The sequence below is a fragment of the Pseudomonas sp. UBA4194 genome (assembly GCF_002379585.1).
Taxonomy (GTDB): Bacteria; Pseudomonadota; Gammaproteobacteria; order Pseudomonadales; family Pseudomonadaceae; genus Aquipseudomonas.
Genome location: NZ_DFUE01000015.1, coordinates 29,527 through 49,639 on the forward strand (window position 1 = coordinate 29,527; position 20,113 = coordinate 49,639).

Consider the following 20,113-nt stretch of genomic DNA (forward strand, 5'->3'; position numbering starts at 1 on the left):
TGAGGGGACCATTCACCGCGGTATCACTCCTGCAGCACCGCCACCAGTCGCTGCAGCATCGCGTCGCACCCCGCCAGCTGTTCCACGCTGACGAACTCATCGGGCTTGTGCCCCTGTTCCATGCTGCCCGGTCCGCACACCACGGTCGGGATGCCGATGGCGTCGAACAGGCCTCCCTCGGTACCGAAGGCCACTGTGGTGAAGTCGCTGGAACCGCAGAGTTGAGCAATCAGGCTTGCGGCCTGGCTCTGGGCATCCGTGGCCAGGCCCGGGTACGCAGACAGCTCGGAGAAACGAATGCGGCTGCCGGCGTCCACTGCCTGCATGCGCGGCAGCAGGTTCTGTTGCGCGTAATGCTCGAGCTCTTCAGCGACCTGGCGCGGGTCGTGGGCGGGCAGGGCGCGGACTTCGAAGTCGAAGCGGCAATCGGCGGGCACGATGTTCAGTGCCTTGCCGCCGCTGATGACACCGGTCTGTACCGTGCTGAAAGGCGGATCGAAGCGCTGGTCATGCAGCTCTGCAGCCTGCAGGCGCGTGCCGATGCGACCCAGTTCGCCGATCAACTCGGCGGCATATTCGATGGCGTTCACGCCCTGCGGTGCATAGGCCGAATGACAGGCGGCGCCGTGCACGTCGCAGCGCATTGCCAGTTTGCCTTTGTGGCCCAGCACCGGTTTCAGTTCGGTCGGTTCGCCGATGATGCACAGCAGCGGTTTGTGTGGGCGCTGCTGCAGTTCGGTGAGCAGGCTGCGTACACCCAGGCAACCCACTTCTTCATCGTAGGACAGCGCAATGTGCACCGGCATGCGCAGCGGCCGGGCCAGCAGCGCGGGCACGGCAGCCAGCACGCAGGCAATGTAGCCTTTCATGTCGGCGGCGCCGCGACCGTAGAGCTTGCCGTTGCGCTCGGTCATGGCGAACGGCGGCACTGTCCAGGGCTGGCCGTCGACCGGCACCACGTCGGTGTGCCCGGACAGCACCACACCGGGGACATCGGCCGGGCCGAGGGTGGCGAACAGATTGGCCTTGCTGCGCTCCTCGTTGAAGATCAGATCGCACGGCACGTGCAGTTCGGCCAGATAGTTACGCACGAACTCGATCAGTTGCAGGTTGGATTCGCGACTGGTGGTGTCGAAACCGATCAGCTTGGCCAACAGGTCCTGGCTGTTCATCATTCGTCCCCCGGTACGCCATAGCTCGGTGCCTGGGTCGGGTCCAGGGCGCGGGTGATGTAGTCCTGCATCTGCGGCCGGTAGTCGGCCCAGAGGGTGGCCAGCACACCCACCGGGTTTTCCTCGGCCCAGTCGACACGCAGGTCAATGATCGGCCAACTCAGGTCACCGACCACCTTCAAGGCGGCCGAGTGCACCGGGCCGGCTTCTCCCCCGGCGGCCAAGGCGGCCTGCATGGCCGCCACCAGGCGATCGGCCAGCTGTCCCTGAGTGGTTTCGAATGTCTTGACCAGGGCCTCGATCACCGCCGTGTTGGCCAGCATGTTGCCGGCGCCCACGCACTGCACACCGGCCACGGCGTGGTAGCAGCCCAGGGTCTGGCTACCACTGAAGAAGGCTGTGTTGCCCTGGTGGTCGATGCTGGTGACCTGCCGGTACTGGCTGTACGGGTCGTAGTCGGGCACGGTGGCCAGTGCATCCTGGACGGACAGCCCCCGCTGCAACTGGTCCAGCACATGGTTGCCCAACGCTGGCAGGGTGATGTTCTGGGTGGACACCGCGCCCACGCCCGGCCGTAGCCAGGGGCACCGCGCACCCACGGCAATGCTCGAAGAGCTGATGGCGATGCCGAGCTGGCCGGTTTCGGCGCAACGGCCGATGATGGAAAAAGTCATGGTGATCGATCCTGTCTGGTAGTCATTCAGCGTCGTTGTTCGGCATGCCCGGAGCGGCGATCATCGTGCGCCCTCGACGTTCAGCACACGGCCCAGGCCCAGAAAACGATTGGCCAGGGTCAGCAAGGTCGCGGTGCAGGCGATGTACATCACCGACAGTGCGGCCAGGGTCGGGTCGGCAAATTCACGCACGTAGTTGTACATGGCAACCGGCAAGGTCTGCGTCGCTTGAGTGGTCACGAACAGTGAAGCGGTGAACTCGTTGAACGACAGAATAGCGGCAAACAACCACCCCCCGAACAAGCCCGGAATCATCAGCGGCACGGTAATGGTCCACACCACTCGCAGCGGCGAGGCACCCAGGCTTGCCGCGGCCAGCTCGATGCGTTGCTCAAGGTTGTGCAGCGAGACATACAGGCTGCGCAGCACGAACGGCAGCACCAGCACCACATGGCAGAAGATCACCAGGGCGTAGCCGCGGCCCAGGTTGAGCTGCGCCACCAGCATCAACAGGCCCAGGCCGATGGTGAAATGCGGGATGAACAGCGGCGACAGCAGCACGGCCTCCAGCACACGCTTGCAGCGAAAATCGTAGCGGTGGATGGCGATGGCCAAGGTCGTCCCCACTACCACGGCGATGCTCGAAGCCCAGGCGGTGACGATCAATCCGGCATAGAAACCGCGGCGAAAGTCACTGTACTCAAGCGCTCGCTCGAACCAGCGAAGCGACCAGCCCTTGGGCGGGAAGAACAGCACCGAGGTGCTGCTGAACGATGAAATGATCACCACGATGGTCGGCAGCAGCACGAACAGCAGAATCAGCGCCACCAGCAGGCGGCCAGCATAGCCGAGCCATTTGTCTTGGTTGGAACGGGTCATGTCAGTGGCCTCCGACGCTTTGCAGGGAGCGAGTCATGCGCTTGAGGGCGGCCAATAGCAGCACGGTCAGCACCAGCCCCGCCACGCTCAGGGCAGCGGCGAAGGGGAAATTCAAGGAGGAGAAGCCCAACTGGTACACCAACGTGGCCACGGTGCTGACCTTGCCGCCGCCGATCAGCTGCGGCGTGGCGAAGGCGCTGAAGGTCCAGGCAAAGGCGGTGGTCAGGCTGGCGACGATGCCCGGCAGCGACAGTGGCAAGGTCACGGTCAGGAAGGCCCGAATGGGCCCGGCACCCAGGCTGGTGGCGGCTTTTTCATAGGCCGGGTCGATGTGCGAGAGCCCGGTGGCCAGCATCAGCACCATGATTGGCATGGTCACATGAACCAGTGCCAGCACCACGCCGGTCTGGGTGAACATCAGTTGCAGCGGCTTGTCGATCATCCCCGTGGCCAGCAGCAGGCTGTTGAGAAAGCCGCTGCTGCCCAGCACGATGATCCACGAGTAGGTGCGCACCACTTCGCCGAGAAACAGCGGCGTGATGGCGATGATCAAGATGCACGACTTCAACCAGCCAGTGCGGGTGCGCACCAGCGCATAGGCCAGCGGATAGCTGAGCAGCAGGCCGAACAGGGCGGTCTTGAAGCTCAGCGACACGGTGTTGATGAACGCCTGGGCGTAGAGGCTCTTGAACAGGTCCTGGAAATTGGCGAGGGTGAAGCCACCCACCTCCAGCGAGCCGGGAATGTAGGCGCGCACGCTGTACTGCAGCACGGTGAGCAGCGCGATCATCAGGCCGGCGGCGGTCAGCGCCGAAGGCAGCACGAACCACAGCACAAATGCAGGTTTACGAGTCATGGGCGGTTTCCGAACCAGCGGCCCGGTCGGCGGGCCGCTTGAGTGAGACATCCAACGTGAAGCGCGGCGGCGATCAGTGCGCCATGATGTTTTCAGAGAACCACTTGCGCCACTCGGCGGACTTTTCGGCGCGCAAGGCCGGATCGATGTTCAAGGTCGCGTCCCACTGGGCCGGGGTGGTCAGCATGCCCGGCAGCTTGGCGATCTCCGGGTCGACATGGGCGTTGGTCACCACCGGGCTGCCGCGATTGATCTTGGCAATGCGCGCCTGCACCTCGGGGGACAGGGCGATGTTCATGAATTTATAGGCCAGGTCGGCGTGCTTGCTGCCCTTGGTGATGCCCATGGCGTCGACGCCCAGCACTGCGCCTTCCTTGGGAATGGCCAGCTTGATGTTCACGCCTTCTTCGATCATGTGATAGGCGTTCATCGACAGCATCACCTGCACCGGTGTTTCGCCGGTGGCGATCAGTTGCTGGCTGTTGGCATCGTTGGTGTAGAACGACTTGATGCTGGGGATCAGCGCCTTGAGCTTGTCGGTGCCATTTTGCCAATGCTCGGCGTCGCTGCCCGACAGTTTGGCCGAGACCGCGATGATGTGGCTTGGGTCCCAGTCGGGCAGGGCGAGGGTGCCTTTGAGCTCGGGTTTCCACAGGTCTTCCCAGCTGCCGAAGGTTTCGCCGGCGGGCACCAGATCGGGACGGTAGCCAATGGTGTAGACGTAGCCCCATACGCCGATGTGCGACGGGCTCAGCTTGGCCTGTTGCACCAGGTTGGCCGCGTTGGGGATCTTGCTCATGTCCAGCGGTTCGAACAGGTGATCGTTGGTGTACAGCCAGCCGACGTGGGAGGTCGTGAAGGTCAGGTCGGTTTCCGCGCTGCCGGCCAGCTTGGCCTTGTTCAGGCGGTCGATGGTGCCCCCCGTGACGTACTCGACCTCGACGCCGGTCTGTTGGGTGAACTCTTTGCCGATGGCTTCGTCGATCAGATCCTTGAAGCTACCGCCCCAGGTGCTGACGATCAGCTTGTCGGCGGCATGGACATTCGCGGCGGCCAACAGGCTCGCGCTCAACAGGGTCAAGGCAATGGCGTTACGCAGCATTTTCTATTCCTTTGGGCTGGTTCGAAGATCGCGCCTGGGCGGCGGGCGTGTTGGCTGCATCATGGAATGGTCGGAGTGTTTCGGTAAAACAGGCTTTGCCGGGGTTCTGCGTCAGGATTTCCGATGCAGTGGGATAGGCGGTGCCTGGGGAGGCCCCGCCGGGGGGAGTGGTCAATAGCCTCGGGTGGGGTCGATCTGGTGCAATACGGCTTCGCCGCGTTCCAGGCGCTGGATGTTTTCGGCGATCTGCCGGGCGGCGCTCGCGGGGATGGCGATGGAGGCCATGTGCGGCGTGATCAGCACATTGTCCAACGCCCATAGCGGATCTTCCGGCGGCAGGGGTTCGCGGTCGAATACATCCAGGGTCGCTTCGCCGATCTGCCCACCGGCCAGCGCCGCCGTCAGTGCGGGTTGATCGACCACGGCACCGCGCGACACGTTGATCAGGCAAGCGCCCGCAGGCAGTCTGGCCAGGCGTTCGGCATTGAGCAGGCCGTGCGTCTGCGGGGTCAGGGGCAACATCACCACCAGAATCTCGCTGTCGGCGAGAAACGCGTCGAGGTTGTCCATTCCGTTGATACAACGGACCCCGTCCAGCTGTTTTTCGGTACGCGACCAACCCCTGACATCGAAGCCCTGGCGCGCCAGTTCCAGCGCTGCATACGCCCCAAGCTCGCCCAGCCCCAGCACGCCAACGCGGATACTGGCCGGCAGGCGCGGATGCAGGTAATGCCAGCGGCGCTCGCGCTGGGCACGTTCGAACGCCGGAATGTCGCGGGCATAACGCAGCACTGCGAACAGCACGTAGCTGGCCATCATGCGGCCCATGTCCGGGTCGGACACCCGGGTGATGGGCACGGCGGGCAAGTCATCGCGACCGACCAGGGCATCCACCCCGGCGCCCAGATTCACCAGCAGTCGCAGATTGCGGAAGCGCGCGAAGAAATCCTGCGGCGGTTTCCACGCCAGCACATAGTGCACGCTGTCCGGGTCGGCGACGTCCTCGTCCTGACAGATGTGCACGCCGGGCAGCAGCGGCGCGAGCAAGCCCTGCCATTCTTCGAAGCTGTCGAATTGGCTGTGGAACACCAGGGTCGAAGTCATGGCTTGGTCTCCTGTTGGGCCGCCTGCAACAGCTCGGCGACAGCCTCAAGTGCCAGTCGATATCCCAGCGCGCCGAGGCCGGCGATGACACCTGTGGCAGCCTTGGACACATAGGAATGATGACGGAAGCGCTCCCGCTTCCAGATGTTGCTCATGTGCGCTTCGATGATCGGGCCGTCGAAGGCCAGTAGCGCATCGAGGATCGGCACCGAGGTGTAGGTCAGGCCGGCGGCGTTGATGATCACCGCGTCAGCGCTCAGTCGCGCCTCCTGGATCCAGTCCACCAGCACGCCTTCGTGGTTGCTCTGGCGAAACTCCAGTTGCAGTCCCAGCTCGGCGGCGTGGGCCTCGCAGCGCGCCTGGATACTGGCGAAGCTTTCGCTGCCATAGGTACCGCTTTTATCCAGGCCATAAAGGTTGGCGTTGGGGCCGTTGAGGAAGAACACGGTGCGGGGCATACCTGACTCCTGAGCGTTATTCAAAAGGGCGTGTGGTCGCCATGGCCGGGTGCTGGTCGAACTCGGCGAACCAGGCGGCAGTGGCAGGGTGGTGGGCGCGCCAGTCGAGGGCGGCAAAGCGAAAATCCAGGTAGCCCAGCGCGCACCCCAGGGTGATCAGGCCGATGTCGTCAGGGCGGGTGCTGCAGTGAGGTGCCTGGGTTTCGATCTCGCTCAGGGCGGCCTGGATTTTGCTCAGTTGGCCGGCAGTCCAGGCGTCCCACTGCTTGTCGGCAGGGCGCGCCACGGCCTCGTAGCGGGCGAGCAAGGCGGCATCCAGCAGGCCATCGCCGAGGGCCTGACGAGTCAGGCTGCGCCAGCGTTGTTCCCCCGCCACCGGGAAGAGCGCCCCGCCGGCGTGGTGGTTCAGGTATTCGCAGATGACGCGGCTGTCGTAGAGGGTCAGGCCCTCGGCGGTTTGCAGCGCTGGGACTTTGGCCAAGGGGTTGAAGGCGGCAATGCGCTGATCACGGACGATAGGGTGCGCGGCGGATTCGAGTTTCTCGATCTGGGCCGTGAGGTTGAGGACGTGGGCTACGGCCATGACCTTGCGTACGTAGGGGGAGGTGGGGGCGTAGTAGAGTTTGAACATGGGTGGGTCCTGGGTTTGGGGTGGGCGTGGATTGGGTTGGGATTTGTGGTGGATGGTCCCCTCACCCCAGCCCTCTCCCTGAGGGAGAGGGGGCTAAAAGCAGACCGCGTTGGCCGCAACTCCATCGTACGGCTCTCTCTTTCTGGGGGAGAGGGGGCTAAAAGCGGATCGCGTTGGCCGCAACTCCATCGTACGGCTCCCTCTCCCTCAGGGAGAGGGCTGGGGTGAGGGGACCATTCACCGCACATCCCACTACCACTCCCCAACCACCAGCAACACCTTGCCCACATTCGCATTGCTCTCCAGCATCCGATGCGCCTCCCCAGCCCGCGCCAGATCCAGCCGCGCATGGATCAGCGGCTTCACCTCACCCGACGCCAACCAAGGCAACAGCACCTCGCGAATGCACACGGCCAAACGTGCTTTTTCCTCGACGCTTTTAGGCCGCAGTGTCGAGGACGTCAAACTCAGGCCCTTGCGCATCAGCGTCTGTAGATCCAGCTCGATCTTCGCCCCTTGCAGGAACGACAAGCTCACATGACGCCCACCGGCCGCCATGGCCTCAAGATTGCGTGCCACGTAGGGGCCGCCGACGTTATCCAGCACCACATCGACGCCACGCCCTTCGGTGCACTCGGCCACCACCTCGACGAAGTCCTGACGATGGCGGTCCACCGCCCGCCAGACGCCCAGCGCCTCAAGCATGGCAACCTTCTGGGCGCCCCCGGCTGTGGCAATTACCCGGGCTCCAGCGGCATGGGCGCACTGCACGGCGAAGCTGCCGACGCCGCTGGCCGCGCCGTGAATCAGTACGGTGTCGCCAGACCGCAGGCGACCCAGCTCGAACAGGTTATGCCATACCGTGAACGCCGCTTCCGGCACGCCGGCGGCATCCTCCAGTGGCAATGCCGCAGGCACCGGCAGGCAGTGTGACGCCAGGGCCACGCAGTACTGGGCATAGCCGCCGCCGTTGAGCAGCGCCATTACCCGGTCGCCAGGCGCGAAATCGGTGACCCCGCTGCCCACTGCAACCACCGTGCCCGAGGCCTCCAGGCCGAGTACGTCGGTCACCCCGGGTGGGGTCGGCATGCCGGTGCGCTGCATCAGATCAGGGCGGTTGACCCCTGCAGCTGCCACGCGAATCAGCACTTCGCCGGCCTGCGGGCGCGGCAGGGGCCGCTCGACGCTCTGCAGCACCTCGGGTCCACCAGGCTCACGGGCGATAACGACTTGAATGGTTTCGGTCATGGAAGGCTCGGGTTCAAGGGGTAGAAGGGGCCTGGGCGGCAAAGGCGCACACGCCCTCGGCGTCGAAGCTCAGACCGGCGACGGCGCCGACTGGCCAGCGGCTCAGGGCCTGCAGGCCGGATTGGCGCACGAACAGCCGCGTCTGACCCAGGGCCGGGACGTCCAGATGAATGTCCACATGGTCGCCTTGAAATACATGGGTCACAACGGTCGCGCTGAGCAGGGTGTCCGGCCCCAGTGCCCCCATGCGGATGTTCTCCGGCCGCACGTAAAGGTCCACGCGAGCGCCGACATCGGCCTGCACGCGCTCGGCAGGCAGACGCAGGATGCTGTCTCCCAGGGCCAGGCACGCCGATTCGTCGCGGCTCACGTAACGCCCGGGGAGGATATTGACGTCACCGACGAAACCGGCCACGAAAGGGTCTTGCGGACGGCGGTAAATGGCATCCGGGGTGCCGATCTGACGCACGTGGCCGGCGGACATCACCACCACCCGGTCGCTCATGCTCAAGGCTTCGCTTTGGTCGTGGGTGACGAACACGGTGGTCACGCCCAGCTTGCGCTGGATATCCTTGAGCTCGATCTGCATGGACAGGCGCAAGTTCTTGTCCAGTGCCGAGAACGGCTCATCGAGCAGCAATACTTTCGGACGGATCACCAGCGCCCGAGCCAGTGCCACACGCTGTTGCTGCCCACCGGACAGCTCGCGCGGCTTGCGTTCGCCATAACCCTGCAGCTTGACCAGCGCCAGCGCCTGTTCCACTCGCTGGGTGATCTCGGCCTTGGGCACACCGCGCATGCGCAAGCCGTAGCCGACGTTCTTCGCCACGCTCATGTGCGGAAACAGGGCATAGTTCTGAAACACGATGCCGATTTCGCGCTGGTAAGGCGGTGTCGCGGTGACCAGCTCGCCACCGATGAAGATCTCGCCGTTGTCAGCTTCGGCAAAACCGGCCATCAGGTTGAGCAGGGTAGTCTTGCCGCAACCGGAAGGGCCCAGCAGCGTGACGAACTCGCCTTCCTGGATTTTCAGCGACACTTCGTGCAACGCGATCGCGTCACCAAAGCGCTTGAGCACCTTGTCCAGTTGCACCGCGACATTGCCGCGCGAGGCCGATACAGGGCTGGGTGCAGTGATTGGCGGTTCAGGCAGTTGGGTCTGTGCGGTGGCCATGGGGTCTCCATTGGCAATGGGCGGGCAGGGCTGAGGTGCAGACAATCAGGCGCCGGTCCAGTCGTCCGGAATCACCGCGATCACATCGATTTCCATCAGCCATTCAGGCTGGCCCAGGCCAGAGATGACCAGGCCGGTGGAAATCGGGAACACCCCCTTGAGCCATTTGCCAACCACCTGGTACACCGGTTCGCGGTACCGCGGATCGATGATGTAGGTGGTGGTCTTGACGATGTGGGAGAGGTCGGAACCCGCTTCTTCCAGCAATTGCTTGACGTTCTTCATGGCCTGCTCGGCCTGGGCGCGAGGGTCGCCGAGACCCACCAGGTTGCCGTCGAAATCCGTGCCGATCTGGCCGCGGACATACACCGTGTTGCCGGCTCGCACGGCTTGACACAGGTCGTTGTCCAACGTCTGGTTGGGGTAGGTCTGCTTGGTGTTGAACATGCGAATACGCGTATGGGTAGGCATGTCGAAGCTCCTGAAATAGTGTCTGGAACAAGCTTCACACTCACCCCCCGTGCGGCGAAACCAGCATTTGCACGGGGTAGTGCTTAGGCAAAAGCGAAGCCAGCGCTGTGCCGCTTCGGTCAGTCGGCAACGGCTCAGGGTTTCTCGTAAGCCTTGTATTCGTTCTGCAGCGCGATGTGGTCGGCGATGTACTTGGCGTCATGCCACACGCCGTAGATGAATGACGAGGCACGGTTGACCAGGTTGGGCAGGCCGAGGAAATAGATCCCGCTTTCGGCACAGATGCCGCGCTTGTGGAAAGGCTCGCCGTTGTCGTCGAAAGCATTGACCTGCAGCCAGCTGAAATCGAACTTGAAACCGGTCGCCCAGAGGATGGTGGTGATGCCGGCTTGCTCCAGGTCCAGGCTCAGCAGGGGCTGGGACAGGCACTCCGGGTCGGGTAGCAGTTCCCAGGCCGCAGGTTCCAGGGGAAATGGCAAACCGTTCTGTTCGATGTACGCATCGGCGTCGCGCAGCACGTCGAAATAGGCACGGTCACCTTCGGCAATGTTGGCAGCCAGACCCGGCTCGAACGCCATCACGCCGTTGTTGCAGGACTGGGTCAGGCCGACCAGGGTGATGCCCTGGTGCGCCAGGCGGCGGAAGTCGACGGTCTTGCCGCCCTCGTAGCCACTGACCGCGAAGGCCACGTGCTTTTTCTTCGGCGTGATGCGCACCTCGTCCCACAGGCCCAGGGCACCCAACCACCAGCAGTAGTCACGGCCACGGTACGAGCGAGGCGGGCGGTAGTGTTCGCCCACCGACAGATAGACTTTCCTGCCGGCCTTCTGCAGTTCTTCTGCGATCTGCGAGCCCGAAGCGCCGGCGCCCACCACCAGCACGGCGCCGTCGGCCAATTGGCCGGGGTTCTTGTAGGCCGAAGAGTGTAGCTGCTGCACCTTGACGTCTTGAGCAACGATATTGGGCACCGCCGGGCGCTGGAAGGGGCCGGTGGCCGCGACCACATTGGAGGCTTCGATGATGCCGTCGGAAGTGGTGACCTTGAAGCCTGGCCGGCCAACGTGGCGTTCTACCCGAAGGACCTCGACACCCGTACGCACCGGTGCTTCGAGCATGGCCACGTAATCTTCGAAGTAGTCGGCCATGCGCTCTTTGGGCGGGAACGCTTCAGGGGAAATATCGGTGAATTTCATGCTGGGGAAGCGATCGTGCCAGGCCGGCCCATTGGCCACCAGCGAGTCCCAGCGCTCCGAACGCCAGCGCTCGGCGATGCGATTACGCTCCAGCACGAGGTGCGACACACCCATGAGCGAAAGGTGTTCACTCATCGCGACGCCCGCCTGACCGGCGCCGACCACCAAGGTATTGATTTTTTCCACTGCCATTTGAGTTCCCTAGAAAGCATCGACCTTGATCGGTTTCGCCGGCACTCGGTCGCCGGCAGCACGTCGTGAAGGCACTGCCGCCTTCAGGACTTCATTTATTCACCGCTTCAGTGTGATCAAGGCACGGGCTGATAGAAATTCTGCTTTATGAACGTAGAGCTTAGGAAAAACCGAACCCCCTCGCCGTCGGCGCAAACGCAGTGTCACCTTGTCGCATCCGGACATGCCCGCCGCTTCCCGGCATGAACCGTGCAAAGTCATCCGGCACAAGTCGGCGCTGTGGTTCGCCGTTGTAGTTCGCAGCAAGGTGGGAGGGCGTGATGCTCAGTCGTATTACTCAACGCCAGTTGGAATATTTCGTTGCCTCTGGGGAGGCGGGCAGTATCAGCGCCGCCTCGGAGCGCATTCATGTGTCGTCGCCGTCGATTTCGGCCGCGATTACCCATATGGAAGCCGAGCTCGGCATTCAGCTGTTCATTCGCCATCACGCCCAGGGCATATCGCTCACCGCTGTGGGCCGGCAGGTGTTGCAGGAGGCCAAGCTGATCCTGGAGCAGATGAGCAACCTTTATACGATCGCCGCCGAATCCCTCAACACCGTACGGGGGCCGCTGCGCGTGGGCTGCCTGCACTCGCTGGCGCCGATGATCACCCCCGAGCTGGTGTTCGGTTTCGGTCGTGCTTTTCCAGGCGTGCGCATCACCCAGGTCGAAGGCGATCACGAGCAATTGCTGGAGAAACTGCGCAGCGCCGAAATCGACATCGCCCTGACCTACGACCTGGCCAGCAGTGAAGACATCGACTTTCAACCTCTGGCCAAACTGCCGCCCTACGTGATGGTCGGTGAGTACCACCCCTTGGCCAGTCTGCCCGCGGTGGGGGTACAGGACCTGGAAGCCTATCCCATGGTGTTGCTGGATATTCCCTGGAGCCGGGAATACTTTCTCAGTCTGTTCATCCAGGCGGGTGTGACGCCCAATATCGTGATGCGCTCCAGCAATCTGGAAACGGTGCGGGCGATGGTCGGTAACGGCATCGGTTACACCATCGCCAACGCCCGGCCCAAGGCCAATCTTTCCCAGGACGGCAAGCGGCTGATCCGCATCCGGCTGGCGGGTGGGCTGCACCCCTTGCAACTGGGCTATGCCACGGCCAACAACGCGCAGCTGTCACGAGTGGTCTCGGCGTTTACCGAACGCTGCCGGATGTTCGTCTCCGATCAGTACATCCCCGGCATGGCGGCGCCCAGCTTTTTCGACCCTCACACCGTACGTGTGGCTCAGGGTATCGAGTGAGTCGGCTGCACCACGCTCGATCATTGCCGCTGGCGGCAGTCCCGTGAGATGCGCCTGCTGGAGAAGCACATCAGCAACCCGTTCCAGTGCCCCTGCAGGGCGCTGCAGGCCTGAGCCCGCCCATTGCTCTGAGCAAGCGAGCCAAGCCGTGCACCGATATGCGGCACCCGTGGTGACATCGATCACGCTGCGCGCTGGATTGGTGCGCTGTGTCGCTCGAGGCCTGGCTTGGCCGTGGGCAGCCGCAAGGCGACGGGCACCTTGCATCGGTTCTGCCTATGCACTGGTCCGGTTAATCCTAATTGACCGTGAGCGCCTCTCTCCACGACTCTCGTTGCAACGGTGTAGACCGTGATACGCGTTCAAGTGGGGCGCCCGGTTGCATATTTCCGATTTATTTGTTGAGCGCGGCGACGATGACTTTCGACTGGAATTACATGTTTGGTTTGCTGTTGGACGCCGAGTTCTGGCGGGCAACATGGACCGTGATCAAGCTGAGCTTCGCCACCTGGGTCATCAGCATTGCCTTGGGCTTTTTCGTTGCCTTGGCCAAGCAATCCAGGCGTCCTCTGCTCAACGGGCCGGCGCGGGCCTATATCTGGCTGTTTCGCAGCCTGCCGCTGCTGGTGCTGCTGATTTTCGTCTACAACATCCCCCAAGCCTTTCCTTCGGCCTCGGTGGTGCTGGGTGATCCGTTCTGGGCCGGCCTGCTGGCCATGGTGCTGTGTGAAACGGCCTATGTGGCAGAGATTCATCGCGGCGGCCTGTTGTCGATCCACAAGGGCCAGGCCGAGGCCGCCCGGGCGCTGGGGCTCAAGTTCCTCGGCACGCAATGGCGCGTGGTGATTCCCCAGGCGCTGCGGGTGGCGCTGCCGTCGCTGGCCAACGAATACATCTCCATCGTCAAGCTCAGCTCCCTGGTGTCGGTGATCTCCCTGACCGAGATTCTCATGGTGGGCCAGCGCTTGTACTCGCAAAACTTCCTGGTCATGGAAACCATGGCGGCGGTAGCGTTCTACTACGTGCTGATCGTCACCGTGTTCGACTACCTGCTCAAGCGTCTGGAAAAGTACCTGGACGTCAATCAGCGCAACGTTTCCCGGGTGCCGGACGCGCAGGTGCTGGCCCTGGCTACCGAACAGCGTGCGGTGCTGCAAAAGGCTGTCAGCAACGAACCGCAGACCCCGGCGCTGCAGGCCACCCGCCTGCACAAGGCCTATAACGATGTGGAAGTGCTGGGCGCGGTGAGCCTGAAGATTCAGCCGGGTGAGGTGGTGTCGGTCATTGGTCCGTCGGGTTCCGGCAAGACGACCTTGATTCGCTTGCTCAACGGCCTGGAGCAGATCGACAACGGCGATATCCAGATCAACGGCCAACCGTTCATCCACCTGAGCAAGCAGGGTGCGCAGAAGCCCGAGTACGTCGAGCATGCCGAACATCGCCTGAACATCGGCATGGTGTTCCAGAGCTTCAACCTGTTCCCGCACCTGACCGTGCTGGACAACCTGCTCATGGCGCCGCGTTACCACCGTCTGGGCCGTATCGATGAGCTCAAGCAACAGGCCTACGCCTTGCTGCACAAGGTCGGCATGCTCGACCACGCGTGGAAATACCCGCATCAGTTGTCCGGCGGTCAGCAGCAGCGAGTGGCCATTGCCCGCGCGCTGATGATGCGCCCGCAGATCATGCTGTTCGACGAGCCAACCTCGGCGCTGGACCCGGAGAAGGTCAACGAAGTGCTGCAGGTCATCGAGGCGCTCGCCCAGGAAGGCATCACCATGGTGATCGTCACCCACGAGATGAATTTCGCGTTCAAGGTGTCCGATCGCATCGTTTTCATGGAAAAGGGCCGGGTGGTCTGCGATGACCCACCGCACGTGCTGCGCAGCGGCCAGAACCCACGCATCGAAGCGTTCCTCAAGGACGTCTCGCTGGCGTGACGCCTCAATCTAAGACTTAACAGGGGATAGAGCATGATCGAATACGCTCAGGTCGAGCAGTTTCACCGGGACGGGTTTCTGGTGGTGGAAGGGGTTCTGGACGCCGACGAAGTGGCAGCGTTGCAGCACGACTTCGATCAATGGGTCGAGGACAGTCGCAGCCACGACCGGGGCTGGGGCGAAACCGTTGATGGCCGCGCGCGATTCGACCTGGAAGGCGATCACCGTGCCGATCACCCCTCGTTGCGCCGGGTCAGTTCACCCACCGAGATTTCCCCGGCTTACAAGAGGGTGGCGCTGGAATCGCGCATGGCCGCCATTTCTGCTCAGTTGATCGGCGCCGGCGGCAGCCGTTTTCACCACAGCAAGATCAACTCCAAGCTGCCGCACACGGCCACGCAGGTGAAGTGGCATCAGGACTTCCTGTTCACGCCCCACAGCAACGACGACATCGTCACCGCCTTGCTGATGGTCAGCGAGGTGACACCACAGAACGGTCCCTTGAATGTTATTCCTGGCAGCCACAAAGGCCCGCTGTGGTCACATTGGCATGACCAGCGCTTCACCGGCGCGGTCGACGACCAGGTGGTGGCCGAGCATTGCCAGGCGCCGGTCGCCTGCTTCGGCCCCGCCGGGTCGGTGTGTTTCATGCATACCCGTTTGCTGCACGCTTCAAGCCCTAACGAGACCGAACTGCCGCGCACTTTGTTCATCAGCGTCTACGCCGCTGAGGACGCGCTGCCATTCGGCGAAAACCCGCTGCCCAGCCAGCACGCCGGCCTGATGGTGGCCGGTCTGGAAAGTGGCCTGGTGCGCTCCACGGCCAACCAGGTACGCCTGCCGCAGAAGCCGCGCGGCGCCTCTTTCTTCGTGCAACAGGCTGGGCAAGACCAAGCCACTGCCTAACCTCCTCTAACCTTGCAGGGATCTACCATGACAGCGTTGCACACGATCATTCGCCCTATTGCCCTGAGCCTGGTTGGCGCAGCGGTTGCACTCACGTCGTTGACCGCTTCGGCGTTCCAGCAGGACGGCAAGATCATCGCCGGCTCCGACGTTACCTTCTTCCCTTACGAATACATGGATAACAATCGCCCGGCCGGTTTCGACATCGAGTTTCTCGACGGCCTGGGCAAGATCATGGGCCGCAAGGTGGAAACCATCGACACCCGCTTTCCCAACCTGATCACCGGTTTGCAGGGCGGTCGTTTCGACCTCACCAACTCCTCGATGTACATCACCGCCGAGCGGGTCAAGGTCATCGACATGATCCCTTACCTGAAAAGCGGTGAGTCGATCCTGGCCCCCAAGGGCAGCGCCTATCAGCCGAAGAAGCCCGAAGAGTTCTGCGGCCACAAGATCGGCTCCATGGCCGCCACGTCGTGGCTGGCGCAGATGCGCAAGCTGTCCGATGAGTACTGCGTGAAGAATGGCCTGCAGCCCATCGCCATCAGCGAATACGCCACTGATCCGGAAACCACCCAGGCCATGCTGGCCCACGCCGTCGAAGCGCAGATCACCGATGCCGCCGTGGCCCGTGGTGTGGTGCAGAAGTTGGCCAACCGTGTGGTGATTTCCTCCGACACCCTGATCTACCCGGTGCTCAACGGCTGGGGCGTGAAAAAGGGCAACGACGAGGTCAAGAACGCCTTGGTCGATGCGTTGGCCAAATACCGCGCCACCCCCGAATACGCGGCGCTGCTGAGCAAGTACAGCTTCGAGGCACCGACCGAGGAAGACCTCGCCAGCCTGATGCCAAAACCCTGACAGAACCCTAGGGCAGGTGCTCGCGCAGGCGGGCACGCTGCACGGAGACCGATTCATGGCGTTATCGATTGAAGAGCAAGCGCGCATCGACCTGGCGGCGACCTTCAGGATCGTTGCTCACCTGGGCATGCACGAAGCGGTGGCCAACCACTTCAGCGCGGCCGTGTCGCCTGATGGCAAAAAATTCCTGATCAACCCGAAGTGGAAGCACTTCTCGCGCATTCGTGCCAGCGACCTGCTGTTGCTGAACGCCGATGATCCGAGCTGCGCCGAGCATCCGGACGTTGACTCCACGGCCTGGTCGATCCATGGCCAGATCCATCAACGCCTGCCCGATGCCCGGGCGGTGCTGCACTTGCATCCAGTCTACACCACCGCGGTGGCGTGCCTGGCCAAACCCCAGGTGCTGCCGATCGACCAGAACACCGCGCGCTATTTCAACCGCGTGGCGGTGGATGAGATGTATGGCGGCATGGCCGACACCGAAGCTGAAGGGGCACGCCTGGCCGGGTTGCTGGGCGACAAGCGGCGTCTGCTGATGGGTAACCACGGAGTAATGGTGGTAGCGCCGAACATCGCGGAAGCGTTCGACGATATCTGGACGCTGGAACGTGCCTGCCAGATTCTGGTGACGGCCTGGTCCACGGGGCAGCCGTTGCGGGTGCTGTCCGATGAAGTGGCGGAGAAGACGGCGGTGGGCTGGGAAGGGATCGCGGATTTTTCGCGCAGGCATTTCGAAGAGATGAAGCAGTTGATGATCGAGGCGGATGGCTCGGTGGTGGATTGACTGTGGGTGAGGGGAGCCGGCACCGCCGCCGCTCCTCAATGAATGATCCACTTGCTGAAATCACATGTCCGCTCGCCGATGTCCATCATATCGGTCATGAACTGGTCGCCTTCAATGCTCCGGTGAATCGCCTTGTAGGTCATCCGAGGCAGCGACGGCGTCACGTTCAGCTTGTGCAGCAGTTGCTTGTCGAGCAGATGCTCGAGGCAATGCAGCGGCAGGTAGGCCGTTGCCAGGCCGGCCACCGCCAGTCCTATCTGTCCCAGCAGGTTATTGCAGGTGATGGACTTCTCGATATTCACGCCCTTGGCCTTGAACCACTGACCATAGGCAATCCCCATTCCCGACAGCGACCCTTGCAGGATCAACGTACGTTCGGCCAGCTGCTCCAGGCTCAGGTCAGGCGTGTCGCCGACCAAGGCGGGGGCGCACATCCAGGCGTTTTCCACGGTACCGAGATTATGGGAATTGAAGCGGTTGTCCTGAAAGATATCGGGAACGATGATCAGGTCGATCGAGTTGCTCGACAGGCGCTCGTACAGCGTTGTGCTCAGATCGATTTCCGGGATGATTTCCACCAGTGGGTAGCGCTCGCGGATGCCGGTGATCAGGTCTGGCAGCCAGGTCAGGGCGGTCAGTTCGGTCACTCCCAGACGCAGCTTGCGCTGCAGGTTTTCCGGGTGCTCGAGGCGCTGCAGAATGATATCGCGCTGATTAAGCAACCCCCCAGCCAGACCGACGACTTCCTCACCCAAAGGCGTGAGCTGTGCGCTGCGCCGGGTGCGGTCGAACAACGGTTGGCCATAGCGGTTTTCCAGTTCCTGGATGCGTTTGGAGATCGCCGACTGGGTAGTGTTGAGGTGATCGGCGGCCTCATCGAAGCTGCCCAGCCGTGCAACCCAGAACAGGGCTTCGATCTGTTTCATCGTGATCATGGGGAATCGACCATCCGTGTTTACATGCCAAATTGCGATGAATAACTCTAACAAAAAATCGCTTTTTGCGAATTTTTTTCACCCGTAGTCTTGCGGTCAACACAGTCCAACTCAGGTCAACCACGATGTCGTACCCGCTTTCGAAAAAACTGGATCGCTTTTCTCCCTCGGCCAGCGTGTCGGCCAAGGCACGTGTGGCCGAACTGGAAGCAGCGGGCAAGACCATCCTGGATTTCTGCGTGGGCGAGCCAGACTTCGTCACCCCCACCCTGGTGATCGAGGCAGCGCGCCAGGCCGGCCTCAATGGCCAGACGCGGTACACCGCAACCACCGGTACCGCTGCGCTGAAGGCTGCAGTGCGGCGCAAGTTCAAGGACGATAACGGTCTGGACTACGCTGCCGCCGAAGTCATGGTGGGATCGGGTGCCAAGCAGATCATCTACACCGCCTTCACCTGCTCGATCGATGATGGCGACGAAGTGATCATCCCCGCGCCGTATTGGGTGTCCTACCCCGACATCGTCAAGCTCAACGGTGGCGTGCCGGTGGTCATCCCGTGCCCCGATACTCAAGGGTTCAAGATCACCGCCGCACAGCTGGAGGCGGCTATCACTCCGCGCACCAAATGGCTGGTGATCAACTCGCCGAACAACCCCAGTGGTGCCATCTACAACCAGGCAGAGATGCAGGCCCTGATGGACGTGCTGCTGCGCCATCCCCAGGTATGGCTGATGACCGACGAGATCTACGAGCACTTCAACTACAGCCAGATCGCCTTGCCTGCGCCAGCGGTGCTGGCCCCTGAGCTAAAAAGTCGTACGCTGGTGATCAACGGCGTCTCCAAGGCCTATGCCATGACCGGCTGGCGCATCGGCTACGCCGGCGGCCCGGTGAGCCTGATCAAGGCCATGGACAAGCTCATGTCGCAAAGCATCGGTGGTGCTTGCTCCATCAGCCAGGCGGGCGCACTGGCGGCGCTCGAACAGGGCCAGTCGTTCGTCGACGAGGCCGCAGCGGTGTTCGCCTCGCGCCGGGATCTGATCATCGGCTTGCTCAATGAAGTGCCAGGGCTGACCTGCAACGCCATCGAAGGCGCCTTCTATGCCTATCCCAGCTGCGCCGGCCTGATTGGCAAGCGCACGCCACAGGGCCAGGTGCTGAACACCGACAGCGATGTGCGCGACTACCTGCTCGATGCCGCCAACGTGGCGGTGCTCGACGGTGCGGCGTACGGGCTTTCGCCGTACCTGCGGTTGTCGTTCGCAACCTCCAGCGAAACCATTACCGAGGGCTGCCGCCGCATGCGTGAGGCGTGCCAGTCACTTACCTGATTCGACCGGGCAATGCACCCGGCGAACGGCAACCCCCCATGATTCAGTTTTTACCTGCCCCTACTTTCAAGAGATTTCGACGATGAAAAGGGCTTTGTTTGCGTTGTGCGGTTTGATGGCATCCGGTGTGGTGCTGGCCGATGGTTTGCAGGATATCAAGGACCGTGGCGCCTTGCGCTGCGCCACGCTCACCGACAGTGTGCCGCTCGGTTACCAGGACCCGGCGACCCGCGAGATCGTGGGTCTGGATGTCGACCTGTGCAAGGCACTGGCCCAGCAGCTGGGGGTCAAGGTGGAACTGCAAGGGGTAGCGGTGAGTGCGCGTATCCCGACGTTGATTTCCGGTCGCGCCGATGTGGTGGCCGCGGCCCTGGGTTACACCAAGGCTCGCGCCGAGCAGATCGAGTTCTCTTCGGCCTACTACCAGGTGCCGATCAAGGTGCTGGTCAAGGGCGACAGCAACATCAAGACGTTCGATGACTTCACCGACAAGCGCATCAGCGCCATCAAGAGTTCCACCCCGGAACTGTACGCACGTCAGCAGATCACCCAGGCCAAGGTGGTGGGTTTCGAAGATGCGCCGTCCGCCTTTCTCGCGCTGCAACAAGGCAAGGTGCAAGGCATGGCCATGACCGAGCCTGCGGCCATCCGCTTCCACGTGCGCAGCGAGAACATGCATTTTCTTGATCAGGCTCTGCACTACGAGCCCAACTGCATCGGCATCAAGAAGGGCGAGCTGGCCCTGACAGCCGCCGTCGACAAGGCGCTGGCCGATATGGAAGCCAGTGGCGAGCTGCAAGCGTTGTGGGACAAATGGTACGGCGAAGGCAGCGAGTTCAAGTTGGCACGCGAGAAGAAGCTGACGCCTCTGACCGATTTCCAGTGACGCACAGCAGGCCGCTGC

The 20,113-nt window shown here is 62.6% G+C and carries 20 protein-coding genes; 7 read left to right on the forward strand and 13 right to left on the reverse strand.

The window, feature by feature from the left end; all coding sequences use genetic code 11:
* Positions 1–23: 23 nt before the first annotated feature.
* The 12 genes from argE to B3397_RS03440 form a co-directional block, all read right to left on the reverse strand.
* Positions 24–1,175 carry an acetylornithine deacetylase gene (gene argE / locus B3397_RS03385; protein ID WP_296247307.1) on the reverse strand — a complete coding sequence of 384 codons (1,152 nt, stop codon included), beginning with the start codon at positions 1,173–1,175 and terminating at the stop codon, positions 24–26.
* Complete coding sequence (locus B3397_RS03390) at positions 1,172–1,846, reverse strand: DUF1028 domain-containing protein (RefSeq protein ID WP_296247308.1); 675 nt, start codon at positions 1,844–1,846, stop codon at positions 1,172–1,174. The genes argE and B3397_RS03390 overlap by 4 nt, the downstream gene beginning before the upstream one ends.
* 60 nt (positions 1,847–1,906) lie before the next feature.
* A complete protein-coding gene (locus B3397_RS03395) occupies positions 1,907–2,725 on the reverse strand; it encodes an ABC transporter permease (RefSeq protein WP_296247309.1) in 819 nt (272 codons plus the stop codon).
* A 1-nt stretch (position 2,726) separates the two neighbouring features.
* Entirely contained in the window at positions 2,727–3,581 is an 855-nt protein-coding gene (locus tag B3397_RS03400; protein ID WP_296247310.1) for an ABC transporter permease, read from the reverse strand.
* Positions 3,582–3,654: 73 nt separating this feature from the next.
* Entirely contained in the window at positions 3,655–4,683 is a 1,029-nt protein-coding gene (locus B3397_RS03405; RefSeq protein ID WP_296247311.1) for a polyamine ABC transporter substrate-binding protein, read from the reverse strand.
* 171 nt (positions 4,684–4,854) lie between these two features.
* Positions 4,855–5,787 (reverse strand): 2-hydroxyacid dehydrogenase, encoded by a 933-nt coding sequence (locus tag B3397_RS03410; RefSeq protein WP_296247312.1) that lies wholly within the window; start codon positions 5,785–5,787, stop codon positions 4,855–4,857.
* Positions 5,784–6,245, reverse strand: a complete 462-nt coding sequence (locus B3397_RS03415) for a type II 3-dehydroquinate dehydratase (RefSeq protein ID WP_296247313.1) — start codon at positions 6,243–6,245, stop codon at positions 5,784–5,786. Before B3397_RS03415 ends, B3397_RS03410 begins: the two co-directional genes overlap by 4 nt.
* Before the next feature lie 16 nt (positions 6,246–6,261).
* Positions 6,262–6,876 (reverse strand): glutathione S-transferase family protein, encoded by a 615-nt coding sequence (locus tag B3397_RS03420; RefSeq protein ID WP_296247314.1) that lies wholly within the window; start codon positions 6,874–6,876, stop codon positions 6,262–6,264.
* A 252-nt stretch (positions 6,877–7,128) separates the two neighbouring features.
* A complete protein-coding gene (locus B3397_RS03425) occupies positions 7,129–8,124 on the reverse strand; it encodes an NAD(P)H-quinone oxidoreductase (protein WP_296247315.1) in 996 nt (331 codons plus the stop codon).
* Between the two features lie 13 nt (positions 8,125–8,137).
* The gene (locus B3397_RS03430) at positions 8,138–9,298 is read right to left on the reverse strand and encodes an ABC transporter ATP-binding protein (RefSeq protein ID WP_296247316.1); all 1,161 of its coding nucleotides are present in this window, start codon (positions 9,296–9,298) and stop codon (positions 8,138–8,140) included.
* Positions 9,299–9,343: 45 nt separating this feature from the next.
* A complete protein-coding gene (locus tag B3397_RS03435) occupies positions 9,344–9,769 on the reverse strand; it encodes a RidA family protein (RefSeq protein ID WP_296247317.1) in 426 nt (141 codons plus the stop codon).
* Between the two features lie 134 nt (positions 9,770–9,903).
* The gene (locus B3397_RS03440; protein WP_296247318.1) at positions 9,904–11,154 is read right to left on the reverse strand and encodes a flavin-containing monooxygenase; all 1,251 of its coding nucleotides are present in this window, start codon (positions 11,152–11,154) and stop codon (positions 9,904–9,906) included.
* Positions 11,155–11,474: 320 nt separating this feature from the next.
* Here B3397_RS03440 and B3397_RS03445 point away from each other — a divergent pair, with 320 nt between their 5' ends.
* The 5 genes from B3397_RS03445 (at position 11,475) to B3397_RS03465 (ending at position 16,943) form a co-directional block, all read left to right on the forward strand.
* Entirely contained in the window at positions 11,475–12,449 is a 975-nt protein-coding gene (locus tag B3397_RS03445; protein WP_296247319.1) for a LysR substrate-binding domain-containing protein, read from the forward strand.
* 416 nt (positions 12,450–12,865) lie between these two features.
* On the forward strand, positions 12,866–14,389 hold the full coding sequence (locus B3397_RS03450) for an amino acid ABC transporter permease/ATP-binding protein (protein ID WP_296247320.1): 1,524 nt from the start codon (positions 12,866–12,868) through the stop codon (positions 14,387–14,389).
* 33 nt (positions 14,390–14,422) lie between these two features.
* Positions 14,423–15,295: a phytanoyl-CoA dioxygenase family protein gene (locus B3397_RS03455; protein WP_296247321.1), complete on the forward strand. Its 873-nt coding sequence runs from the start codon at positions 14,423–14,425 to the stop codon at positions 15,293–15,295.
* A gap of 27 nt (positions 15,296–15,322) precedes the next feature.
* A complete protein-coding gene (locus B3397_RS03460; protein ID WP_296247322.1) occupies positions 15,323–16,156 on the forward strand; it encodes a transporter substrate-binding domain-containing protein in 834 nt (277 codons plus the stop codon).
* A 55-nt stretch (positions 16,157–16,211) separates the two neighbouring features.
* Entirely contained in the window at positions 16,212–16,943 is a 732-nt protein-coding gene (locus B3397_RS03465; protein ID WP_296247323.1) for a class II aldolase and adducin N-terminal domain-containing protein, read from the forward strand.
* A gap of 35 nt (positions 16,944–16,978) precedes the next feature.
* On the opposite strand, the gene B3397_RS03470 is transcribed toward B3397_RS03465, so the two are convergent.
* A complete protein-coding gene (locus B3397_RS03470; protein WP_296247324.1) occupies positions 16,979–17,878 on the reverse strand; it encodes a LysR family transcriptional regulator in 900 nt (299 codons plus the stop codon).
* A gap of 125 nt (positions 17,879–18,003) precedes the next feature.
* Here B3397_RS03470 and B3397_RS03475 point away from each other — a divergent pair, with 125 nt between their 5' ends.
* On the forward strand, positions 18,004–19,209 hold the full coding sequence (locus B3397_RS03475; protein WP_296247325.1) for a pyridoxal phosphate-dependent aminotransferase: 1,206 nt from the start codon (positions 18,004–18,006) through the stop codon (positions 19,207–19,209).
* Positions 19,210–19,291: 82 nt separating this feature from the next.
* On the forward strand, positions 19,292–20,095 hold the full coding sequence (locus tag B3397_RS03480) for a transporter substrate-binding domain-containing protein (protein ID WP_296247326.1): 804 nt from the start codon (positions 19,292–19,294) through the stop codon (positions 20,093–20,095).
* Positions 20,096–20,113 lie beyond the last annotated feature (18 nt).